The organism is Methylotenera sp. (assembly GCF_036401095.1).
Taxonomy (GTDB): Bacteria; Pseudomonadota; Gammaproteobacteria; order Burkholderiales; family Methylophilaceae; genus Methylotenera.
In genome coordinates this window covers 49,494-69,080 of sequence record NZ_DASWWA010000012.1, presented here as the reverse complement: position 1 = coordinate 69,080, position 19,587 = coordinate 49,494, and the positions used below count along the sequence as shown (strand labels likewise).

General features: G+C 46.3%; 22 protein-coding genes. 10 read left to right on the top strand and 12 right to left on the bottom strand.

Annotated elements, in window-relative coordinates; translation table 11 throughout:
- Window positions 1-128: 128 nt before the first annotated feature.
- Window positions 129-860 carry a fumarate/nitrate reduction transcriptional regulator Fnr gene (gene fnr, locus VGD82_RS08200; protein ID WP_331019932.1) on the top strand — a complete coding sequence of 244 codons (732 nt, stop codon included), beginning with the start codon at window positions 129-131 and terminating at the stop codon, window positions 858-860.
- 62 nt (window positions 861-922) lie between these two features.
- Window positions 923-1,771, top strand: coding sequence for a radical SAM protein (locus VGD82_RS08195; RefSeq protein WP_331019931.1), 849 nt, complete (start codon window positions 923-925; stop codon window positions 1,769-1,771).
- 121 nt (window positions 1,772-1,892) lie between these two features.
- Here VGD82_RS08195 and VGD82_RS08190 read toward each other — a convergent pair whose 3' ends face one another.
- The 9 genes from VGD82_RS08190 to ccoN all read right to left on the bottom strand — a co-directional run bounded on the left by VGD82_RS08190 (window position 1,893) and on the right by ccoN (window position 9,842).
- Window positions 1,893-2,243 carry a hypothetical protein gene (locus tag VGD82_RS08190; RefSeq protein ID WP_331019930.1) on the bottom strand — a complete coding sequence of 117 codons (351 nt, stop codon included), beginning with the start codon at window positions 2,241-2,243 and terminating at the stop codon, window positions 1,893-1,895.
- A 129-nt stretch (window positions 2,244-2,372) separates the two neighbouring features.
- Window positions 2,373-3,074: a hypothetical protein gene (locus VGD82_RS08185; protein ID WP_331019929.1), complete on the bottom strand. Its 702-nt coding sequence runs from the start codon at window positions 3,072-3,074 to the stop codon at window positions 2,373-2,375.
- Between the two features lie 648 nt (window positions 3,075-3,722).
- Window positions 3,723-4,610 carry a universal stress protein gene (locus VGD82_RS08180; protein WP_331019928.1) on the bottom strand — a complete coding sequence of 296 codons (888 nt, stop codon included), beginning with the start codon at window positions 4,608-4,610 and terminating at the stop codon, window positions 3,723-3,725.
- Between the two features lie 217 nt (window positions 4,611-4,827).
- On the bottom strand, window positions 4,828-5,112 hold the full coding sequence (locus VGD82_RS08175) for a FixH family protein (RefSeq protein WP_331019927.1): 285 nt from the start codon (window positions 5,110-5,112) through the stop codon (window positions 4,828-4,830).
- Between the two features lie 46 nt (window positions 5,113-5,158).
- Window positions 5,159-6,604: a cytochrome c oxidase accessory protein CcoG gene (gene ccoG, locus VGD82_RS08170; protein ID WP_331019926.1), complete on the bottom strand. Its 1,446-nt coding sequence runs from the start codon at window positions 6,602-6,604 to the stop codon at window positions 5,159-5,161.
- Between the two features lie 17 nt (window positions 6,605-6,621).
- Entirely contained in the window at window positions 6,622-7,536 is a 915-nt protein-coding gene (ccoP, locus tag VGD82_RS08165; RefSeq protein ID WP_331019925.1) for a cytochrome-c oxidase, cbb3-type subunit III, read from the bottom strand.
- Window positions 7,537-7,598: 62 nt separating this feature from the next.
- Window positions 7,599-7,736 carry a cbb3-type cytochrome oxidase subunit 3 gene (locus VGD82_RS08160; protein ID WP_015831667.1) on the bottom strand — a complete coding sequence of 46 codons (138 nt, stop codon included), beginning with the start codon at window positions 7,734-7,736 and terminating at the stop codon, window positions 7,599-7,601.
- A gap of 32 nt (window positions 7,737-7,768) precedes the next feature.
- Window positions 7,769-8,395, bottom strand: coding sequence for a cytochrome-c oxidase, cbb3-type subunit II (gene ccoO / locus VGD82_RS08155; protein ID WP_331019924.1), 627 nt, complete (start codon window positions 8,393-8,395; stop codon window positions 7,769-7,771).
- Between the two features lie 10 nt (window positions 8,396-8,405).
- The gene (ccoN, locus tag VGD82_RS08150; protein WP_015831669.1) at window positions 8,406-9,842 is read right to left on the bottom strand and encodes a cytochrome-c oxidase, cbb3-type subunit I; all 1,437 of its coding nucleotides are present in this window, start codon (window positions 9,840-9,842) and stop codon (window positions 8,406-8,408) included.
- Window positions 9,843-10,054: 212 nt separating this feature from the next.
- On the opposite strand from ccoN, the gene VGD82_RS08145 reads away from it, so the two are divergent.
- The 6 genes from VGD82_RS08145 (at window position 10,055) to VGD82_RS08120 (ending at window position 15,609) form a co-directional block, all read left to right on the top strand.
- Window positions 10,055-11,518 carry an ABC transporter substrate-binding protein gene (locus tag VGD82_RS08145; protein ID WP_414684480.1) on the top strand — a complete coding sequence of 488 codons (1,464 nt, stop codon included), beginning with the start codon at window positions 10,055-10,057 and terminating at the stop codon, window positions 11,516-11,518.
- Window positions 11,508-11,987, top strand: a complete 480-nt coding sequence (locus VGD82_RS08140) for a L,D-transpeptidase (protein ID WP_331019922.1) — start codon at window positions 11,508-11,510, stop codon at window positions 11,985-11,987. The genes VGD82_RS08145 and VGD82_RS08140 overlap by 11 nt, the downstream gene beginning before the upstream one ends.
- Before the next feature lie 67 nt (window positions 11,988-12,054).
- Complete coding sequence (gene nikB, locus VGD82_RS08135; protein WP_331019921.1) at window positions 12,055-12,969, top strand: nickel ABC transporter permease; 915 nt, start codon at window positions 12,055-12,057, stop codon at window positions 12,967-12,969.
- Between the two features lie 25 nt (window positions 12,970-12,994).
- Window positions 12,995-13,786, top strand: coding sequence for an ABC transporter permease (locus tag VGD82_RS08130; protein ID WP_331019920.1), 792 nt, complete (start codon window positions 12,995-12,997; stop codon window positions 13,784-13,786).
- Between the two features lie 12 nt (window positions 13,787-13,798).
- Window positions 13,799-14,845 carry a beta-N-acetylhexosaminidase gene (gene nagZ, locus VGD82_RS08125; protein WP_331019919.1) on the top strand — a complete coding sequence of 349 codons (1,047 nt, stop codon included), beginning with the start codon at window positions 13,799-13,801 and terminating at the stop codon, window positions 14,843-14,845.
- Between the two features lie 74 nt (window positions 14,846-14,919).
- Window positions 14,920-15,609, top strand: a complete 690-nt coding sequence (locus VGD82_RS08120) for a Bax inhibitor-1/YccA family protein (RefSeq protein ID WP_331019918.1) — start codon at window positions 14,920-14,922, stop codon at window positions 15,607-15,609.
- A gap of 58 nt (window positions 15,610-15,667) precedes the next feature.
- Here VGD82_RS08120 and tadA read toward each other — a convergent pair whose 3' ends face one another.
- The 3 genes from tadA to VGD82_RS08105 are packed head-to-tail and all read right to left on the bottom strand — an operon-like array spanning window position 15,668 to window position 17,576.
- A complete protein-coding gene (tadA, locus tag VGD82_RS08115) occupies window positions 15,668-16,165 on the bottom strand; it encodes a tRNA adenosine(34) deaminase TadA (RefSeq protein ID WP_331019917.1) in 498 nt (165 codons plus the stop codon).
- Window positions 16,166-16,197: 32 nt separating this feature from the next.
- Window positions 16,198-16,650, bottom strand: coding sequence for a phosphate-starvation-inducible PsiE family protein (locus VGD82_RS08110; protein WP_331019916.1), 453 nt, complete (start codon window positions 16,648-16,650; stop codon window positions 16,198-16,200).
- An 11-nt stretch (window positions 16,651-16,661) separates the two neighbouring features.
- Window positions 16,662-17,576: a LysR family transcriptional regulator gene (locus VGD82_RS08105; protein ID WP_331019915.1), complete on the bottom strand. Its 915-nt coding sequence runs from the start codon at window positions 17,574-17,576 to the stop codon at window positions 16,662-16,664.
- A gap of 280 nt (window positions 17,577-17,856) precedes the next feature.
- Here VGD82_RS08105 and VGD82_RS08100 point away from each other — a divergent pair, with 280 nt between their 5' ends.
- A complete protein-coding gene (locus tag VGD82_RS08100) occupies window positions 17,857-18,468 on the top strand; it encodes a YceI family protein (protein WP_331019914.1) in 612 nt (203 codons plus the stop codon).
- A gap of 32 nt (window positions 18,469-18,500) precedes the next feature.
- Window positions 18,501-19,580, top strand: a complete 1,080-nt coding sequence (locus VGD82_RS08095) for an alkene reductase (protein WP_331019913.1) — start codon at window positions 18,501-18,503, stop codon at window positions 19,578-19,580.
- Window positions 19,581-19,587: the final 7 nt, after the last annotated feature.

Genomic DNA, 19,587 nt, shown 5'->3' with positions numbered 1-19,587 from the left:
TGCCATCACTGTAAGCAAAAGCCTTTGATGCACATCAAAAGATAATTATGAAGTGACGATTATTTAATTCACTGGCGGCAAACTGCCGAAAGCGGTATATTTAATGAAATCGTATGAGTGGGCACAGTATGCAACCTGTTTTAAATCTAGAAGCCATTAAAGTCGCTTGTTCTAACTGCAATCTGCGCGAGCTGTGCATGCCTGTGGGCTTTGATGTCGAAGAAATGAAAAGGCTTGATGAAGTGGTTGAAAAGCGCCGCCGAGTTAAGCAGGGGGAGTTGCTGTTTAATAGCGGCGATACGTTTACTTCGCTATATGCGATACGGACTGGTTTTTTTAAAACTTGTGTGACCAGTGAAGATGGCCGTGAGCAAGTGACTGGCTTCCAAATGGCGGGTGAAATTATTGGCATGGACGGTATTGTGAGTGACCGCCATAACTGCAACGCGGTGGCGCTAGAAGATGCAGAAGTCTGCGTGATGCCATTTGCCACGGTAGAAGACCTGTCGCGCGAGTTACCTGCGTTACAAAGACATGTACACAAAATTATGAGCCGTGAAATTGTGCGTGAGAATAGCGTGATGATGTTGCTAGGCAATATGCGTGCGGAAGAGCGTTTAGCAGCATTTTTGCTCAACCTTTTGCAGCGCTTGCATGCCCGCGGTTTATCACAATCTGAATTAGTGCTGCGGATGACGCGCGAAGAAATCGGCAGTTATCTGGGCCTTAAATTAGAAACAGTGAGCCGTGCTTTTTCTAAGTTTAGTGAAGATGGCATTATTGAAGTAAAACAGCGTTACGTTAAGATTTTGGCGCCAGACGCGCTGAAAAAAATATTCAATCCGCAGACTTTATTGTAAAGCCTCACGTATTTTAATGACGCGCTTTAAGTCATTTGCAATTTAAAAGTAATAATTCCTGCATGACCACAAAAATTCATCTAACCACCACCGATCATAACCGTGATGTCGTCGGGCTTAAGTATATTTACCCGGTGATTTCACGGCGCGCTGGTGGCGTGTCTGTCGGCGTTAACCTGAATGTCAACAATGCCTGTAACTGGCGTTGTATCTACTGCAATGTGCCTAACCTGACCCGTGGGTCACCGCCGCCAATCGAGTTGGATGTATTAGAGCAAGAACTGCGAGGCTTTTTGCATGACCTGCTGCATGGTGACTTTATGCAGCGCCATGTCCAAGAAGGCGACCGTCAGCTTAAAGACATTGCATTCTCTGGTAATGGCGAGCCCACTAGCGCGAAAGAGTTTCCACAAGTGCTGACATTGGTAGAAAACGTACTGCGGGATTTTGACCTGCTAGGCAAAATTAAAGTGCGACTGATCACCAACGGCAGTTTGATGGATAAGCCTTTAGTGCTGGAGAGCATGAAGCATCTGGCACAACTGAATGGCGAAGTTTGGTTTAAGGTGGATGGTGGCTCTAAAGCTGCTATTGCACGTGTGAATGACGTGAATTTGAACCCAGAAAGCCACTTAGAGCGTTTGAGGCAATGTGCAGAGGCTTGCCCAACCTTTATACAAACCTGCATGTTCTCGTTAGATGGCGTGCCACCAAGCGAAGCCGATATAAGCGATTATTTGGTCTTGATCAGCCAGGCAAAGGACGTGATTAAAGGTGTGCATCTTTATGGGTTGGCGCGGCGTTCAGAGCAGGCTGAAGTGGATAGACTATCACGCTTACCTGCTGAGTGGCTAGAAGCCGTGGCGCAGCGTATCAGAGAGTGTGGTATCACTGTGTATGTGAGCCCTTAGCTCAATTCATATAGCCTATGAAGTCGTGCAAAAGTACCATCACAGATATCTTGTCTGTGTAACATGCATGGGCAGCCCAAAGTTGGAGTGATGTGTTACTTCTTTAGGGCAAGCCCACAGCCTAGCTTGAATGACGGGTTAGGCCTTTGGCACACTCATGCTCGGCAGCCTCACTGAGGTATGTAATCCCAGGTAATTGACTAATTTTCTTCCCGGCTTCAAGGCCTGCTTCCAGTTGCTCTTTTTCAGCAGAGTATTGTTCCAAGCAGTTCAAACGCAGTTGCTTCTCCTCTGATGAAATATCTTGAGCTGCTAAGCGCGCATCTATGGCCTTGATTAAATTATTAATAGTTTGAATCCGAGATTTAATGGGGTATGCGCCGGCTTCGTAAGGTTGAAAACTCTCGGCGCTTGCCGTGAGAGACAAAATGAAACAAAAAGTTACCAACCAGTAGATTGAAGCAAGATGCATACTTAATGGCCTAATGTAGAGCTAACCGGTGCTACGCGGCTTTATCGCGGAGCGTTCAGAGACCGAAGGAAGTGAGGTTGAGCGATGAGTTGGGCACCTCAACGTAGTGATCAATATACCGTCCCATCTCTAAGTGGGACGAGGATATGTTTTCCCAGTCTGTGCTTCCCATTCAGCAATCTTTTTTTCCATGGCCGGAGCGATTTCCTGTTCAAGTATTTCGCTCATACTCCGTGCAGTGATAGGAGGAAGCGCCGATTCTGGGGCTGATGGTCCCATCCAGCCGCCCATGGTAGGCAAAAAGTTGGAGTAGATGATTTCCCCTTTTACAGCGCGAGCAATTTCGGTAAGTCTGTCCGCTGGGCTTAAGGACTGCTCACTCAGGTTGGGTATCACCTGAGGCGACTCGACGGTACCAGCGTCAGAAACCGTTGCAATGAGTTTTCCATTGACGATCACCTGGCCAATGGGCTGATATTGATGAGCTTGGGCGTAATTGAAATTGACGTTCTCGCGTGCCTTCTCTTGTTGTTCCCTGAGCTTGACCTCGTTGACTTGGGCTTCCGTCATTTTTACGGCAATCAGCGGCCTACCTTTGCTATTCACCATTTCTTCAATGCTATAGACCGGCCCCTCCACTCGATACAGATTGGTGGAGTTGGGATTGTTGAGGTCACTCGCGTTTTCAGCGGCGAGGCGCTCCTGGGCTGCTTGTGAAATAGTCGTTGTGTCGGTAGTTTTTTCCACCGGAGAGGCGACAGTTTGCCGTTTGAACAAAAGATTGTCCGTTACCGATGTTGCTAACGTTGCTTTAGATTGTTGAATGATCATGACTTACCTCTCCGATGAGTGCCAACCTCGGGCCTAACGTTTGACATAAGGGGCGCGCTTTAGCACGTCCCGCTTGATGGATGGGTTAGGCAACGCGCTCATTTTCTAAACGCTCCCTTTTCACACCAAAACTTGGTCTTTACACCCGGTTGAGCTTGGAATAACAGCTGAGCTTGTTCGCAATTGCCTTTGTTATAAATTTCTCCGTCTGTAGCGTTGAAAGATGCAACATGGATTCGCATGTTTTCGTCCATGATGCTATTACGATAGAGCGTGAATGACTCACTTTCGGAGTTACAGCCAGCCATCAAGGCAATTGGGACACAGAGCAAAACGCGCAGAGATTTATTCATATTTGCCTAACAGTTATTATACGGACACACGCATCCGTATAATAATATTGTGGATGTTGATTTTGACATGTTATTTTTCTTTTTAAATCTTATAGTTAAGCATTGCTCTGCTCGTATAGTAATGAACTGCAAGTGCGGACGCAACTTGTTTTAAATTTAGTACACTTTTGGTGGTTTTATTTACTGAGAATACATAACTCCCGTTCTTAACCCAACCAAGTTTTGTGCACAAAGAACAAGTTAAGCACTATCTACTTAAGTTGAATTTCAACCCTAGATTGCATGTAGCTGTACTTTAGTTTGCCAACAGCACATCACACTCTGCAGCGTAAGCAACGCCCTTGCTCACACTGCCCAGCAGCCAGTTTTCAAGGCCACTTTTTTCATTTTTACCTAGCGCGATCAAGTCCGAATGTTGTGCTTCTGCATGGTTGCAAATGCTTTGTGATGGGTAGCCCGAAAGTATGGTTCTTGATGCTTTTTTACCAAGTGTTTGTTCATTAAAAATAGCACTTAACTTATGGTCTGCATCTGCCAGTGCCTGAGTACGGTATTGCTGCAACAGGGTTTCGTTCATGCCAGCTTTATACATATGTGCTTCCTGATTGGTGTCAAATATCAGCAAGCCTTCAATTTGGGCATCCGGCGCAATCGTGCGGGTCATTGCTGGTACATTTTCTGCACCAGCCAGGAAGTTTACCGCGGCGATCACATGACGGTATGGTGGTGTAGTGATATCTTTGTTCTTAACTATCAATATAGCGCTTTTTGAAACTGCCATGAGCCGAGCGCTGGTGGAACCCAATAGCTTATCGACTAAGGTGTGCTGTCCTTGCGCGCCTGCCACAATCAGCCCGGCATGAACTTGCTCTGCATAGTTGGAGATTTCAGTATGTGCACGACCTATGCGGGTTGCGGCTTCTACGGTGATATTAAATTGCTCTCGGAGTTTAAATGCCATTGTATCAATTTGGTTTTTCACTATTTCTTGCTGTGCTTGTTGATAGTGAGTTTGAAAGCTGAACGAGAGCTCAGAGCCAGCGTATAAATCTAGTGGGTGCACGACATGGATCAGGTGTAGTTTGGCGCCGAGTGCTTTGCTGATTGAGGCTGCGCGATGCACCGCTAAGTCTGCTTCTGCAGAGAAGTCAGTGCCTACAACGATATGGCTAATGGCTTGCATGTTGTTCTCCCCAATTAAGCGGTTTCTTCATGACCTAAACACATTGCGTATATTTAATTTGCCGTTTTTATTATTGTGCTCTTTTTGCAGCATAGTTACAAAAAGAAACACAAGTAATTACTGGAAATTTTGGGTGTAAGCTTACATAACCATCAGCGTGGCGAGCTGGATTGTTGCGCTAGTTTTTTTGATAGCTTGAGCTTAAGCTATATCGGCATTAAGGTTGATTTGGCTTTATGCCAGTAGCCGCATGGTTGCGCCCTTGAATGGCTGGCACTAAGCCATCGTGCCTTCCTTCTAATGTTTTGTTAATTTCAATCCCTTTGCGGTAGTAATCTGCATCAACTACCGGGTCTGGCAATTTAACGGCAAAGTAGAGGGTGACAAATGATGCTACCACCACGGTTAGTGGCCCACCTACCACTAACCACATGTGGCCATAATGCCACCATGCTTTGGATGGCGCTTCAGTATCTAAGTCATTGCTGTTGATGTAGTTCATGATTGCCTCTGCTTGCTGTAAATAACATGCGTGATTGCGATGTGCATTATCTAGGTACTAGGAATATGGATTTTTCGGTAACGGTGGCGTCATCCTCTACCGCATGGATGCTGAATGTCACTGCATGTGACCCAGATTTGACTGAACCATCTGGAATTTGCAGTCTTACCGGTACTCCGCGAGTCTCAGCTGCATTGACCACTACAGTATGGTTGGCATCAAGTACATCAGACTGCACTACAAGACCATCTAGCCCAGTGGCGCTCAATTGATAGTGCTGTGCAGATTCAGTGGCATTCATAATTTGCAGGCGGTATACATTTTCCAGCATGCCACCTTCAGCTAAGCGTGCCATGACGCCACGGTCACGAATCACATCTACCTTAAATGGTGCGCGTAACCATAAGCTGGTGCATAACGTGATTACTAGCAGCACTAGCGCTGCCGCATAAATCATTACACGTGGGCGTAAAATACGCTTTAGCATCTGCGTATGTGACCAGCCTTTAACGATGGCGGTCTGCGTAGAGTATTTTATTAAGCCACGGGCATAGCCCATCTTGTCCATGACAGTGTCGCATACGTCGGCGCACGCACCGCAGCCAATGCACTCGTACTGTAAGCCTTTGCGTATATCAATGCCGGTAGGGCATACCTGTACGCACATGCTGCAATCGATACAGGAGCCTATGTTTTGGTTGGTTAAATCTGCTTTACGTGAGCGGCTGCCACGCGGCTCGCCGCGTGCTTCATCGTATGTGACAACCAAAGTGTCATCATCAAACATGGCGCTTTGAAAGCGGGCGTAAGGGCACATATATTTACATACTTGCTCACGCATAAAACCGGCATTGCCATAGGTGGCAAAGCCATAAAAGCCAATCCAGAATGTTTCCCATGGCCCTAGGCCTAGGTTAACAACGGCAGAGCCTAATTCACGGATGGGGGAAAAGTATCCAACAAAGGTGAAGCCTGTCCATAGTGACAGCGCTATCCATACAAAATGTTTGCTGCCTTTTTTGAGCAGCTTGCGGCTTGATAAACTGGCGTTATCTAACTTGATGCGGGCGGCACGGTCGCCTTCAATTTTTGCTTCAATCCAGAGAAACATCTCGGTATAAACGGTTTGTGGGCAGGCGTAGCCACACCATAGGCGGCCGGCAATCGCCGTAAACAGAAACAACGATAGTGCAGCGATAATAAGAATCGCAGTGAGGTAAATCAGATCTTGCGGGTATAGCACTAGGTTGAATATATAGAAGCGTTTAGCTTCTAAATCAAATAATAAGGCTTGGCGGTTACCCCATTCTAACCAGGGCATGCCGTAAAAAACAATTTGGGTGAGCCATATCATGGCCCAGCGCCATTTGGTAAAAAACCCGAAGGTGCTGCGCGGATATATTTTTTCCGCCGCAGCATACAAATGAATCACAGTGGCCTGTTTTTTGGCATCTGCAGTTGGTAAGGCCTTCGGGTTAGTTGCGCTTTTCATGTGAATAAATAGAGCTTTTATTGGTGATTAGCGTTGTTAGATAATCCCCACACATAAGCAGTTAATACATGAATTTGCTCAGGTGAGAACTTAGCTGACTGTGCCGGCATTTGGTTGGTAATGCCATGATTAATGCGTTTAATAATTGCCTCTTCACCAGCACCATGTAACCAGATACCATCGGTTAAGTTTAGAGAACCAATCGCTTGGTTGCCTTTACCTTCTGCGCCGTGGCAGGCAGCACAAGCTGCAAATTTTTCTTTACCTAATGCAGCGCGTGCACTGTCATGCTTGCTGCCTGAAATGCTCAGCACATAATTGGCAACATTTTTCACGTCTTCTTCATTGCCTACGGCAGCTGCCATTGGCGGCATCATGCCAATACGGCCATTGGTGATGGTTTCGGTGATTTTTTCAGGGCTGCCGCCATGAATCCAATCGTTATCCGTTAAGTTAGGAAAACCCTTGCTACCGTGTGCGTCAGAGCCGTGGCATTGCGCACAATTGTTCATAAACAAGCGTTCGCCGATGGCTTTGGCTTCTTTGTTATTGGCTAACTGATCAATCGGCATTGCCGCAAATTTTGCATAAAGCGGGGCGATTTTTGCGTTGGCTACTGCCATTTCCTGCTCGTATTGTTTTGTTTGTGTCCAGCCTAGCTTGCCTGGATTCGCACCCAGTGAAGGGTAAGACACAAAGTAAAACAATGAGAACACGATGGTGATAATAAACATCCATACCCACCAGCGTGGTAACGGGTTGTTCATTTCACGTAGGTTTTCATCCCATACATGGCCATTTGTATTGTCACCATTAGGGCTGCTCGCTTTAATTTTGCTGGTCAGCCATAGTAATAATGCACAACCAAATACGCCGGCCAAAGAGATTACCGTAATAAATATTGGCCAAAAACTATTGGTAAAGTCACTCATTTTGTTTTCCTCTAAACTTCTGTGATGAAGTTTTAAAAAGTTTTTATTTAGACGTTTAAACTTTAATCATGAGTAAAGGGCAGGTTAGCTGCATCTTTAAATTCTGATGTATTGCGGCGTTTCCAAGCCCATACCATGATGCCTAGAAACACGGCAAAGCTAGCAATCGTGGCAATAATTCGTAACGTATTGATATCCATGGTATAGCTCCTTATTCATTAAAATTTTTAGACTATTTAAGGTGCGTGCCCAGCACTTGCAAATAGGCAATCACTGCATCTAATTCTGAAACGCCTTTTGCTTCATCCGCTGCGCTAGAGATTTGCGCATCTGTGTATGGCACACCTACTGCACGTAATGCCCGCATATTAGGCGCTAGCGAGTTAGCATCCACTTTGTTGGTTTCAAGCCAAGGGTAGGCCGGCATGATAGATTCCGGCACTAAGTCGCGTGGGTTGATTAAATGTATGCGTTGCCATTCATTGCTATATTTGCCGCCAACACGGTGCAAATCTGGGCCGGTACGTTTACTACCCCATTGGAATGGGTGGTCGTAAACAAACTCACCAGCTACTGAGTAGTGGCCATAACGCAAGGTCTCGGCACGGAATGGACGAATCATTTGTGAGTGGCAGTTGTAGCAGCCCTCACGAATGTAAATGTCACGGCCGGCCAGCTGTACCGCTGAGTACGGCTCTAAACCCTTGATAGGTTCTGTGGTAGATTTTTGAAAGAACAACGGTACAATTTCCACCAAGCCACCAAAGGCAACTACCACCAAGATCAGTACGATCATCAGGAAGTTGTTGGTCTCAATTTTTTCGTGGCTGAAGCCAGTATTTGTATCTTGATTTGACATGATTGGTTCCTTAAGCGTGAGCAGCAACGGCAGGAATGGTCGCCGTAGCAGCTTTGCCATTGGTTGCTGTTTTAATAACGTTCCACAACATGATGGTCATGCCGCTGAGGTATAGTAGGCCGCCTAACATACGGATAATGTAGTAAGGATGTTTGGCTTTAACTGATTCAACAAAGGTGTAAGTCAATGTGCCGTCAGTGTTGATAGCACGCCACATTAAGCCTTCCATCACGCCAGAAATCCAAAGCGCTGCGATGTAAAGCACAATGCCCACTGTTGCCAGCCAGAAGTGCAGCTCAATTGCCTTGATGCTGTGCATTTGTTTTTGACCAAACAAGCGTGGCACCATGTAGTAGAGCGCGCCCATAGAAACCAAGCCAACCCAGCCTAAAGCACCTGAGTGCACGTGGCCCACGGTCCAGTCTGTGTAGTGTGAAAGTGAGTTAACGGTTTTAATCGCCATCATTGGGCCTTCAAACGTACTCATGCCGTAGAAAGACAATGAAACGATTAAGAAGCGCAAGATAGGGTCTGTACGCAATTTGTGCCATGCGCCAGATAAAGTCATCATGCCGTTGATCATGCCACCCCAGCTTGGTGCTAATAAAATCAAGGAGAACGCCATACCTAATGATTGTGTCCAGTCAGGTAGCGCTGTGTAATGTAAGTGGTGAGGACCCGCCCACATGTAAGTGAAAATCAATGCCCAAAAGTGCACGATAGATAAGCTGTATGAGTACACAGGACGGTCAGCTTGCTTAGGAATGAAGTAGTACATAATGCCCAAGAAGCCGGCAGTCAAGAAGAAGCCAACCGCGTTATGGCCATACCACCATTGCACCATTGCATCTTGTACGCCAGCGTAAGCTGAGTATGATTTCATCCAGCTGGCAGGCATTGCAGCACTATTAACGATGTGCAATAAAGCAACTGTCAGGATAAATGCGCCAAAGAACCAGTTTGCTACGTAAATGTGTTTTACTTTACGTGTACCGATAGTGCCAAAGAACACAATCGCGTAAGAAACCCAAACCACTGCAATCAGTAAGTCAATTGGCCACTCTAGCTCTGCGTATTCTTTACCTTGGGTAAAACCTAAAGGTAATGAAATAGCCGCTGCTACAATCACTGCTTGCCAACCCCAGAATGTAAATTTAGCCAATGATGGTAAAAATAGTGTGGTGTGGCAGGTTCTTTGCACCACATAGTATGAGGTAGCAAATAAAGTACAGCCGCCAAATGCAAAAATAACTGCATTGGTGTGAAGTGGACGCAAGCGGCCAAAGCTGGTCCAAGGTAAGCCCAGGTTAAGTTCAGGCCAAACAAGTTGTGCGGCGATAATTACGCCCACCAACATGCCGACCACGCCCCAAACCACGGCCATGATAGAAAATTGCCGTACAACTGAGTCGTTGTACGTATTTGATTGCGAATGCGAGACTTGCATTTAGTTCTCCCCCAAGGTGCTATTGATAATTTAGTGCTAGTTTTACACGTGGCATTTTGTCGCAGCTTGAGGCAATGGCATTTGATGCAAATCAAATCGGCGGTGATTGAGGGGCTAAAAATGCAATATTTTCTGATCGACCCTACATTAAAGTCTGCCTTTTTAGCGTGTGCTTGAATCCTAATTTTTATAAATCAAGTAAACTGATGCGCATGAGATTTTTTAACGTTTTATTGCTAATTTGCGTTTTGCAGTTGAGTGCCTGTGGGTTTGAAAGCAAGCATGAAAATAAGCATGGTAATACCCGTCAGCCTATTCATTTTGCGCTGTCTCAAGCGCCATTGAATTTAGATCCTCGCATTGCTACCGATGCTGCCTCTGAACGCGTGATTCGCTTGATTTACCAACCTCTGGTGGATTTTGATCAGCACTTTAAGCCTAGCCCTAAACTGGCTACTTGGCAGATGCTGAGCACTACTGAATATCTCATCACGTTAAAATCTCCGCGTGCGCCATTTCATAACCAACTACCGCTCAATGCCGATGATGTGAAAGCCACTTATGATGCCATTACGCAATTAGCAAAGTCCCCACTCAGTGCTGAATATGCGAATATCAAAAGTATCGTGGTGCATGACCAAGACCGCTTAACTTTTTATCTTAAACAGCCGGACCCGCACTTTGCAGCCAAGTTGATTATTGGGATTATGCCTAAACCGCTACTTGAGCAGCAGCATGACTTTGCAAGTCACCCAATAGGCAATGGGCCGCTGGCGTTTGTTGAGAAAAATAACAAACTGGTACTGCGTAGAGTTGCCGATGGCCAAATCATCACACTGAGTGAAGTAAAAGACCCGACCGTGCGCGTGTTGAAGTTGCTGCGTGGCGAGACTGATTTGCTACAGGGCGAGCTACCGGCAGAGTTGGTCAAGTATTTGCAAACCAAGCCGGAAGTCACGGTAAAGACCAGCGTCGGTGTTAACTATTCATATTTAGGTTTAAACACGCAAGACCCGATATTAAGTCAGCTTAAAGTAAGGCAAGCCATTGCGCATGCGATTAATCGCCCCGCATTGATTGAGAAGGTGATGGTTAACCACACGCGTATTGCAGGTGCAATTTTGCCGCCTGAGCATTATGCAGGTAATGCCAGCCTTACTGCTTATGATTACAACCCTGCGTTATCTCAGCAGCTACTGCGTGAGGCAGGGGTCAGCTTGCCGCTAAAGTTGGTTTATAAAACCTCTACCGATGCACAGCGCGTGCGGATTGCAACGATACTGCAGGCGCAGATGCGCCCCGCGGGGATTGCGCTGGAAATTCGTAGCTTAGACTGGGGTACCTTCTTTGAAGATGTGCAGCATGGTAATTTTCAGCTATATGGCTTAACTTGGGTTGGCATTAAAACCCCTGAAATCTACGCTAAGGCGTTTAATACCAATAGCGTGCCGCCAAATGGATTTAATCGCGGCAGATTCTCTGATATGAAATTAGATAGCCTGCTGGAAAAAGAAGATTGGCAAGGCGCTACGCAACGGGTACACGCGCAGCTACCGTACATTCCATTATGGTATGAGGGGCAGTTTGCGGTGCTGAATAAAAAAATTAGCAACTACGCGCCAAAACCAGATGGTAATTGGGATGATTTAGCTACAATAAGCGCTTATGCAGATTAATATTTCTATTTCGCAGCAGCGCTTGACGTTGCTGGATGCACTAGGCACAGTTAAAGCGAGCTACGTGATCTCCAGTGCGGCTAATGGCGTAGGCTGCGAGAAAAATAGCGGCTGCACGCCTATCGGCGCGCATGTGATTCGCGCTAAAATTGGTAGTCATCAACCCGTAAATACTGTGTTTGTTGGGCGTAGGCCCACTGGTGAAATTTGCACTCCTGCATTGATGGCGGAGTCCCCCGACCGGGACTGGATACTGACACGTATTTTGTGGCTGTCTGGCCGCGAAGTTGGCAAAAACCGCTTAGGTAATGTAGATACCATGCAGCGTTATATTTATATCCACGGCACGCCTGATAGTGTTGCCGTAGGCAAGCCAGAGTCGCATGGGTGCATCCGTATGCGCAACGTAGATATCATCGAGCTGTTCGATTTGGTTGAAGTTGGCACCAGCGTGCTGATTACTGATTAATGCATATGTCCAGTTTAGTGTGTCTGTCGCTCATGAGTTATCCCCATTGGTTTGACGAGAAGTCCTGATGGGTATCGTCCAACGTTTAGCCAGTCTGTTGACCGTCATTTTTGGCGTGTTGCTGCTTACTTTCTTATTGATTCATCTGGTGCCTGGTGACCCTGTCGATGTGATGTTAGGTGAGTCTGCAAATATGGCAGACCGCGCAGCATTACGTGCAGACTTGGGGTTGAATCAGCCGTTGATTCAGCAGTTTGGTCTCTATGTGGCAAAGCTGATACAGGGAGATTTTGGGCAGTCCATACATACGCACACACCGATTGTTGAGTTAATCAAGGCGCGCTATCCGGCAACCGTAAAGTTGGCATTGTTGTCTTTGCTGATTGGCATTGTGATAGGTGTGCCACTGGGCGTGTTTGCAGCACTTAAAGCCGGGCACTGGCAAGACTTTGTGGTGACTATTGTTTCTGTACGTCTATCTGCAATGCCTGCGTTTTGGCTGGGACCAGTGCTAATGCTGATTTTTGCAGTATGGTTAGGTTGGCTGCCAGTGAGTGGTATGGATACAGGTACATCTATTATTTTGCCAGCCATTACCTTAGGGTTTGGGTTAAGCGCTATTTTGACGCGGATGACACGTACCAGCTTACTGGAAGTGTTAAACGATGATTACATACGCACTGCGCGTGCTAAAGGCTTAAGTGAGCAAACCGTGATTTTGCGCCATGCCTTGCGCGCTGCTTTATTGCCGATTATTACCATTGTGGGTTTGCAGATGGGTAGCTTGCTTGCCGGCACTGTGATTACTGAAACTATCTTTAGCTGGGATGGCATTGGCCGCTTGCTGGTCGAGAGTATAGAAAAGCGTGATTACCCTGTTACGCAGGCATGCGTGCTGATTGTGGCCTTAAGCTATGTGCTGGTGAACCTGTTTACCGATATTTTATACAGACTAGCCGACCCTAGAGTGCGTCATGCGTAGCAGAACTAAAGGGTAAGTTAACTCGATGAAATTTCTATCCTACTCGATTTTAGCGCTATGGCTACTTGCTGTGCTGGCGAAGAACCTGCTGCAGCTTGATGCCAATACGATTGACCTGAATGTGATTTTACAAGCGCCAAGCATGCAGCACTGGTTCGGTGCCGATGATTTGGGTCGTGATATTTTTGCACGAGTGTTGAGCGGTGTTGAGGTGTCACTTTGGGTGGCGCTGGTTGTGACTGCGGTGACCATGGCGATAGGTGTGTTTATCGGCTTACTGGCTGGCTTTTACGGCGGTAGGGTAGATGCAATCTTAATGCAGATTACCGACATCTTTTTGGCATTCCCCGGTATTTTGCTGGCGATTGCGTTTGCAGCGGTGCTGGGGCCAGGGTTAGGTAATTTAATGATAGTGCTGTGCTTGACTGGCTGGGTGAGCTACGCGCGGCTGACCCGCGGGCAAACATTGAGTTTGCGCCATCGTCAGCACGTACTCGCGGCTGAGTCATTGGGGGTAGGTGTGCCACGTTTGCTGTTTCGGCATATATTGCCGTTATTGGCCTCAATTTTGGTGGTAGAAGCCACTTACAGTTTAGCGAGTGTGATGATTGCCGAGGCGAGTCTGTCGTTTTTGGGCCTAGGGATTCAGGCGCCGGATGCCTCTTGGGGCGCGATGTTGAGAGATGCCGTACGTTATATGCTGATAGCGCCACATTATGTGTTGATTGTAGGTGGATGCTTGATGAGTTTGATTTTAGCGATTAATCTAGGCGGAGACTATCTGCGTGACGCTTTAGATGTTAGAAAAACCGATTAAGAAAGAGGTAGCATGAGTTTAGGTCCAGTGATGATAGATGTGGTCGGCACAGAGTTAACCGATGACGACATTCGGCGTTTAAAGCATCCACTGGTTGGTGGTGTGATTCTATTTAAGCGTAATTACGAAAATAATGCCCAGCTTAAGGCGCTGACTGCAAGCATACACGCGGTGCGTCAGCCGCCGTTGCTGATTGCGGTGGACCATGAAGGTGGCCGTGTGCAGCGTTTTAGAGATGGTTTTACCAAAATCCCGCCGATGCGTGAGTTTGGCAAAATCTGGGATAAAAACCCTAAAAAGGCTAAAGAGTTAGCCACTGAAGCTGGCTGGATTCTGGCCGCAGAATTACGAGCACATGGCGTGGACTTTAGCTTCACCCCAGTGCTGGATATGGATTATGGCGATAGCCTAGTGATTGGTGACCGTGCCTTTCACCTAAACCCGCAAGCAATTAGCGATTTAGCCTATGCATTGATGCAAGGCTTGAAAAAAGGCGGGATGCCGGCAGTAGGTAAGCATTTCCCTGGGCATGGCTTTGTGGTGGCTGACTCTCACGTGAGTATGCCAGTAGATGAACGTGAGTTTGACCAAATCGCACAACACGATATGCAGCCGTTCAGAATGTTGATTGATGATGGCATTCAGGCAATTATGCCAGCGCATGTGATTTACCCTAAAGTGGATAACAAGCCTGCAGGTTTTTCCCCGCGCTGGTTGCAAAAAATACTGCGTGAACGCCTAGGCTTTAATGGTGTGATTTTTAGTGATGATTTAAGCATGGAGGCTGCTACAGCAGGCGGTGATGTAACTACGCGAGCATTGGCGGCACTTACTGCTGGCTGCGATATGGTGCTGCTGTGTAACCAGCCTGCCATGGCAGATGAGTTGTTAGATAACCTTAGCTGGACTATTTCTGCACAAAGCCTGAGCCGCTTGGCACGTATGCATGGACATAAACACCCGTTATCTATGGATGCCTTGCATGAAAGTGCAGATTTCGTACGCGCGCTACATCAAGTTGCGCAGGTGGGTGTTGTAGAAGGTGAATTGTTCGCTTAACAAAAGCCTTGAAACTTAATGCGTAAATCGGTATCTTAGCTTCAGGTGTATTTTTAATTATAAGGAAATAAACAATGTTAGATAACACTCCAGTACTAGGTCGTTCAGAATCGACCGAGTTAGCTACTAATCGAGTTCTGCGTAATACATACGCGTTGTTGGGTTTGACCATGATCCCAACAGTGATTGGTGCCTTTATTGGTATGAGTATTAATTTTTCTATTGCACAACAGCATCCATTTATGTTCGCGATTGGCGCAATGGCAGTAATGTACGGCTTGTTTGCAGCGATTGCAGCTAACCGTAATAGCAGTGTAGGTGTGGTGATTTTATTAGGCTTAACATTCTTAATGGGTATGTTGCTTGGCCCTATCCTTCAGCATGCACTGCATTTAAGCAATGGCGCACAAATCGTAGGCTTAGCTGCTGGCGGCACAGGCATCATCTTAATGACCTTGGCTGGTATTGCTACCACTACCAAAAAAGACTTTAGCTTTATGGGCAAGTTTTTAATGGTGGGTATTGTATTAATGATTGTTGCTTCATTAGCTAATATCTTTTTACAAATCCCGGCAATGGCGCTTGCGATGTCTGCAGTTGGTGTGGTTCTGTTTTCAGGTTTTATTCTTTATGACGTTAGCCGTATCGTTAACGGCGGTGAAACTAACTACGTGATGGCAACATTAGGTTTGTACTTAAGCATTTACAACTTGTTCACTAGCTTGTTGCAATTGTTAATGGGCTTGATGGGCAGTAACGATTAATACGTTTTGCGTTAGTACATACGTTTAGATTTTAAAAAACCCGCTTCGGCGGGTTTTTTTATTGGCGCTGCAGTTTTGCTTGTTTGCGGCGTTCAGAAAAAAAGTTAGATAACATCATGCCGCATTCATCCGCCAGTAAGCCGCTAGCGACCGTAGTGTGATGGTTGAGCTTTTGCTCAGCCATCAGGTTGATTACACTGCCGCAAGCGCCTGTTTTCTGGTCACTGGCACCATATACCAGTTTGGCGATGCGTGCGTGCTGTATTGCGCCGGCACACATCGCGCACGGCTCTAATGTGACATACAGTGTGCAGTCTACTAAGCGATAGTTACCCAAGTGCTGAGCGGCGTCGCGCATGGCTTGAATCTCTGCATGTGCGCTTGGGTCATGCAGTGTTATAGGCGCGTTGCTGCCGCGCCCGATAATTACCCCATCTTTCACTACGATTGCGCCCACTGGCACTTCACCGGCTAGGGCGGCTTCTTTTGCCAAACTGAGCGCGATGTTCATGAAGGCTTGGTCTTGTTCGGTCGTGTTTATGATACTAGTTGTCATGTTGATTAATTTTTTCAGGTGGTCACAGGTGCTTAGTCTTGCTGTTTTTGAGCCCAGCGCACTAATACGTAAACCAAGCCTAAAACAAATGCACCACCCACCCATACCGTAATCTCTTCTGTGGTTGGTGAGGCGTCTTGCACCGGCATAACAATGAGCTTACGTAAGAACAATACGAGTACAACTTCAACAAAAGTTTCTACCTGCAGTTTGCTGCCTTGCAAGTAGCGTATTTCTGCAGAGATAAGTGCAGAGATCGACCATAGCAGCATCAGGGTACCAAGCGCATGTAAAAAGCCATGTACCAAGTTATGCGCATTAGCCGCTGCAAACACATCTTTAAAAAATAGCCAGGTAAACATAATGACTGAAGTGGCGAGTGCTAAGCCAATAATGATATGGGCAAATCCGTTAAGCCATTGCATGGCTTTGATTGCAAAGCTGTTGATGCGCGCGAAATTCTTTGGCAGTTGTTCTTGTGACATCTTTATGTCTCTCATTGTGCTGGTGATAATAAAATATCATTTATGTTCAGTAATTGGAATTGTTTAATAAACCACTGCTGCGCTTTGCCACCATCACTACGCCAGGCAAGAAAGACCATAACCTCATGCTTGGGCTTTGCCACTTGCTTGATAATGAGTTGACCTTTACTTGCATAATGTTCTGCAATTTTTCTGGGGATATAACCAGCACCTAGCCCCGCGATTTGTGCCTGTAGTTTGAAGTGCATGTTGGGCAGAGTCAGCACATCTTGTCCGGATAATATACCTGCAGTTCTTGGCGGTAAGTTACGCGAGCTATCTGCAGCTGAAATAGAACGGTGGCGAATAATGTCCTGGTCTTGTAGCGGGTCTGGTATCGTGGCTAGTGGATGGTGCGGTGCAACAGCGTAACTAAACTCCATCGAGCCGATGGGCTTTGTGGTAAAGCCGTTGACCGGCGGTGTGTCACCTGGGCTGCCTAAAGTGATATCAGCGCGGCCGCTAATCAGTGCATCCCAGCCACCGCCAAATACCTCTTGTGTGAGTTTGATTCTGGTGCCGAAATTCTGGCTGTAGAACTTATCTAATATTGGGTAAATGCTGGTGATGTCAAATAAATCACTGACGGCGATGGTGAGCTCGGTTTCTACACCTTTTGCCACCCGTTTTACCCTTGACTCCAACTCACTCGCGGCATTGAGTAGGTTGCGTCCCTCTTTAAGTAACTCTGCGCCGGCTAAAGTGAGCTCCGCCCGGTGCCCGCTACGGTTAAAGAGCTGAACGTTTAAGTCTTCTTCTAATTTTCTGACTGTATAGGTAACGGCTGAGGGTACACGGAACAGTGATTCTGCAGCGGCAGCAAAGCTGCCTTTGCGCGCAATAGCATCTAATACCTCAAGCGACTCTAGCGATAATTTAGTGGACATAACTGGTACTCAATCTTGGTCAGATTATTTGAATAAGACGTGCAAAATTATTAGCTATTAGTATAAAGATATTAGTAATAACATGCTGTTAATTATTCAATAAACTTGAATATTAACTTGGCATATAACATTAACATCGTGTTAATGTGAATCTTTAGGCTGAAATTAGGTCTGGGCTTAAGTGGTATTTGAATATCAATTGAAGTAACTGGTGTCAATAAATATTGTGATAACAAACCAAGATTAAATTAACAAACCAGATTCAAACAAAGGGTAGCATATGAAATACATACATGTAAAAACGACTGCATTATTACTGGGTGCGCTATTTTCAGGGATGAGTGCAGCGATTGCGGCACCGGTTGCTTATAAGATTGATGCAGCACATAGCTTTGCTAACTGGAGTGTACGCCATGTGGTAGCAAAGGCGTCCGGTACTTTTAACGATGTTACAGGCAATATCTTGATTGACGCTGATAACTTAGCCAATTCATCTGTAGATGCCAAAATTAATGTGCTGAGCGTGAATAGCGGGCTTGCCAAGCGTGACGCACACATTAAAGAAAAAGATTATCTGAATGTAGAGAAGTTTGCTGAAATGAGTTTTGTTAGCACCAAAATTGAGGCCAAAAGCGCAACTGAAGGCGTGATAACGGGTAAGTTCACCATGCATGGGGTGACTAAAGAAATTTCTTTGCCGTTTAAAGTGTTAGGTTTTGGTAACGACCCTTGGGGTGGCGAGCGTAGTGGTTTTGAGGCAAAAACATCACTGAAAGCCTCTGATTACGGTTTTGGCTGGGGGGTAAAACCTAACAGCCCAGTCGGTGACGACATTGAGATTACCTTATTGATCGAAGCGGTAAAACCTGCAGCCGATAAGCCAAAAAAATAATTGAGATATTTAACATTAGCTAGGAGTAAAGCATGGCATTAGATCTATTTAGCCCAGTAAAACTGGGCAGTATACAATTGAGCAACCGTATTGTAATGGCACCGCTTACGCGTAACAGAGCAGGAGCGCAGGGTGTGCCTCAGCCTATAAACGTTACTTATTACGAGCAGCGCGCTAGCGCTGGGCTGATTGTCACAGAAGCTACGCCAATTTCAGCCATGGCACACGGCTACCCAGCATTGCCTGGTATTTATACCGATGCGCAAGTTGCCGGATGGAAAAAGATTACCGACGCGGTTCACGCCAAAGGCGGCAAGATTGTGATTCAACTCTGGCACGTAGGCCGCATTTCTCATCCTAGCCTGCTGCCAGATGGTGCGCTACCAGTTGCGCCATCTGCCATTAAACCAGCAGGGCAGGCTTTTACCTATCAAGGTTTGGTAGATTATGTAGAGCCGCGCGCATTGGCACTGAACGAGCTTCCAGGCATCATTGTTGATTATGTGCATGCGACGAAAGCAGCGCTGGCCGCAGGGTTTGATGGTGTAGAGATACATGCGGCTAACGGTTATTTACTGGATCAGTTCCTGCGTGATGGCACTAATAAGCGCACAGATCAGTACGGCGGCAGTTATGAAAATCGCGCACGGCTTCTATTAGAAGTCACTAAGGCTGTGGTGGATGTAGCTGGTGCAGATAAAGTTGGAGTGCGTATTTCACCTGTTAATCCATTTAACGATATGCAAGACAGCAACCCGCAAGCGCTGTTTAATTATGTAGCAGAGGCGCTAAATCAATTTAACCTCGCGTATTTACACGTGGTCGAGGGTGGTATTCACGGTGGTGGTTTATCTGATCCGTTTGATTTTGCTGCGTTACGCAAGCTATTTAAAGGCGGATACATGGCTAATTTAGCTTACGATAAAGCTCGAGGCAATGCGGTGATTGCAAATGGTCATGCAGATGTAGTGGCATATGGTGTACCATTTATCGCAAATCCTGATTTAGTTGCGCGTTTTAAACTAGATGCGCCACTAAATGAAGCGGATTCATCATCATTTTATGGTGGTGCCGAAAAAGGCTACACCGACTACCCATTTATTGAGGAATAAATTAAAT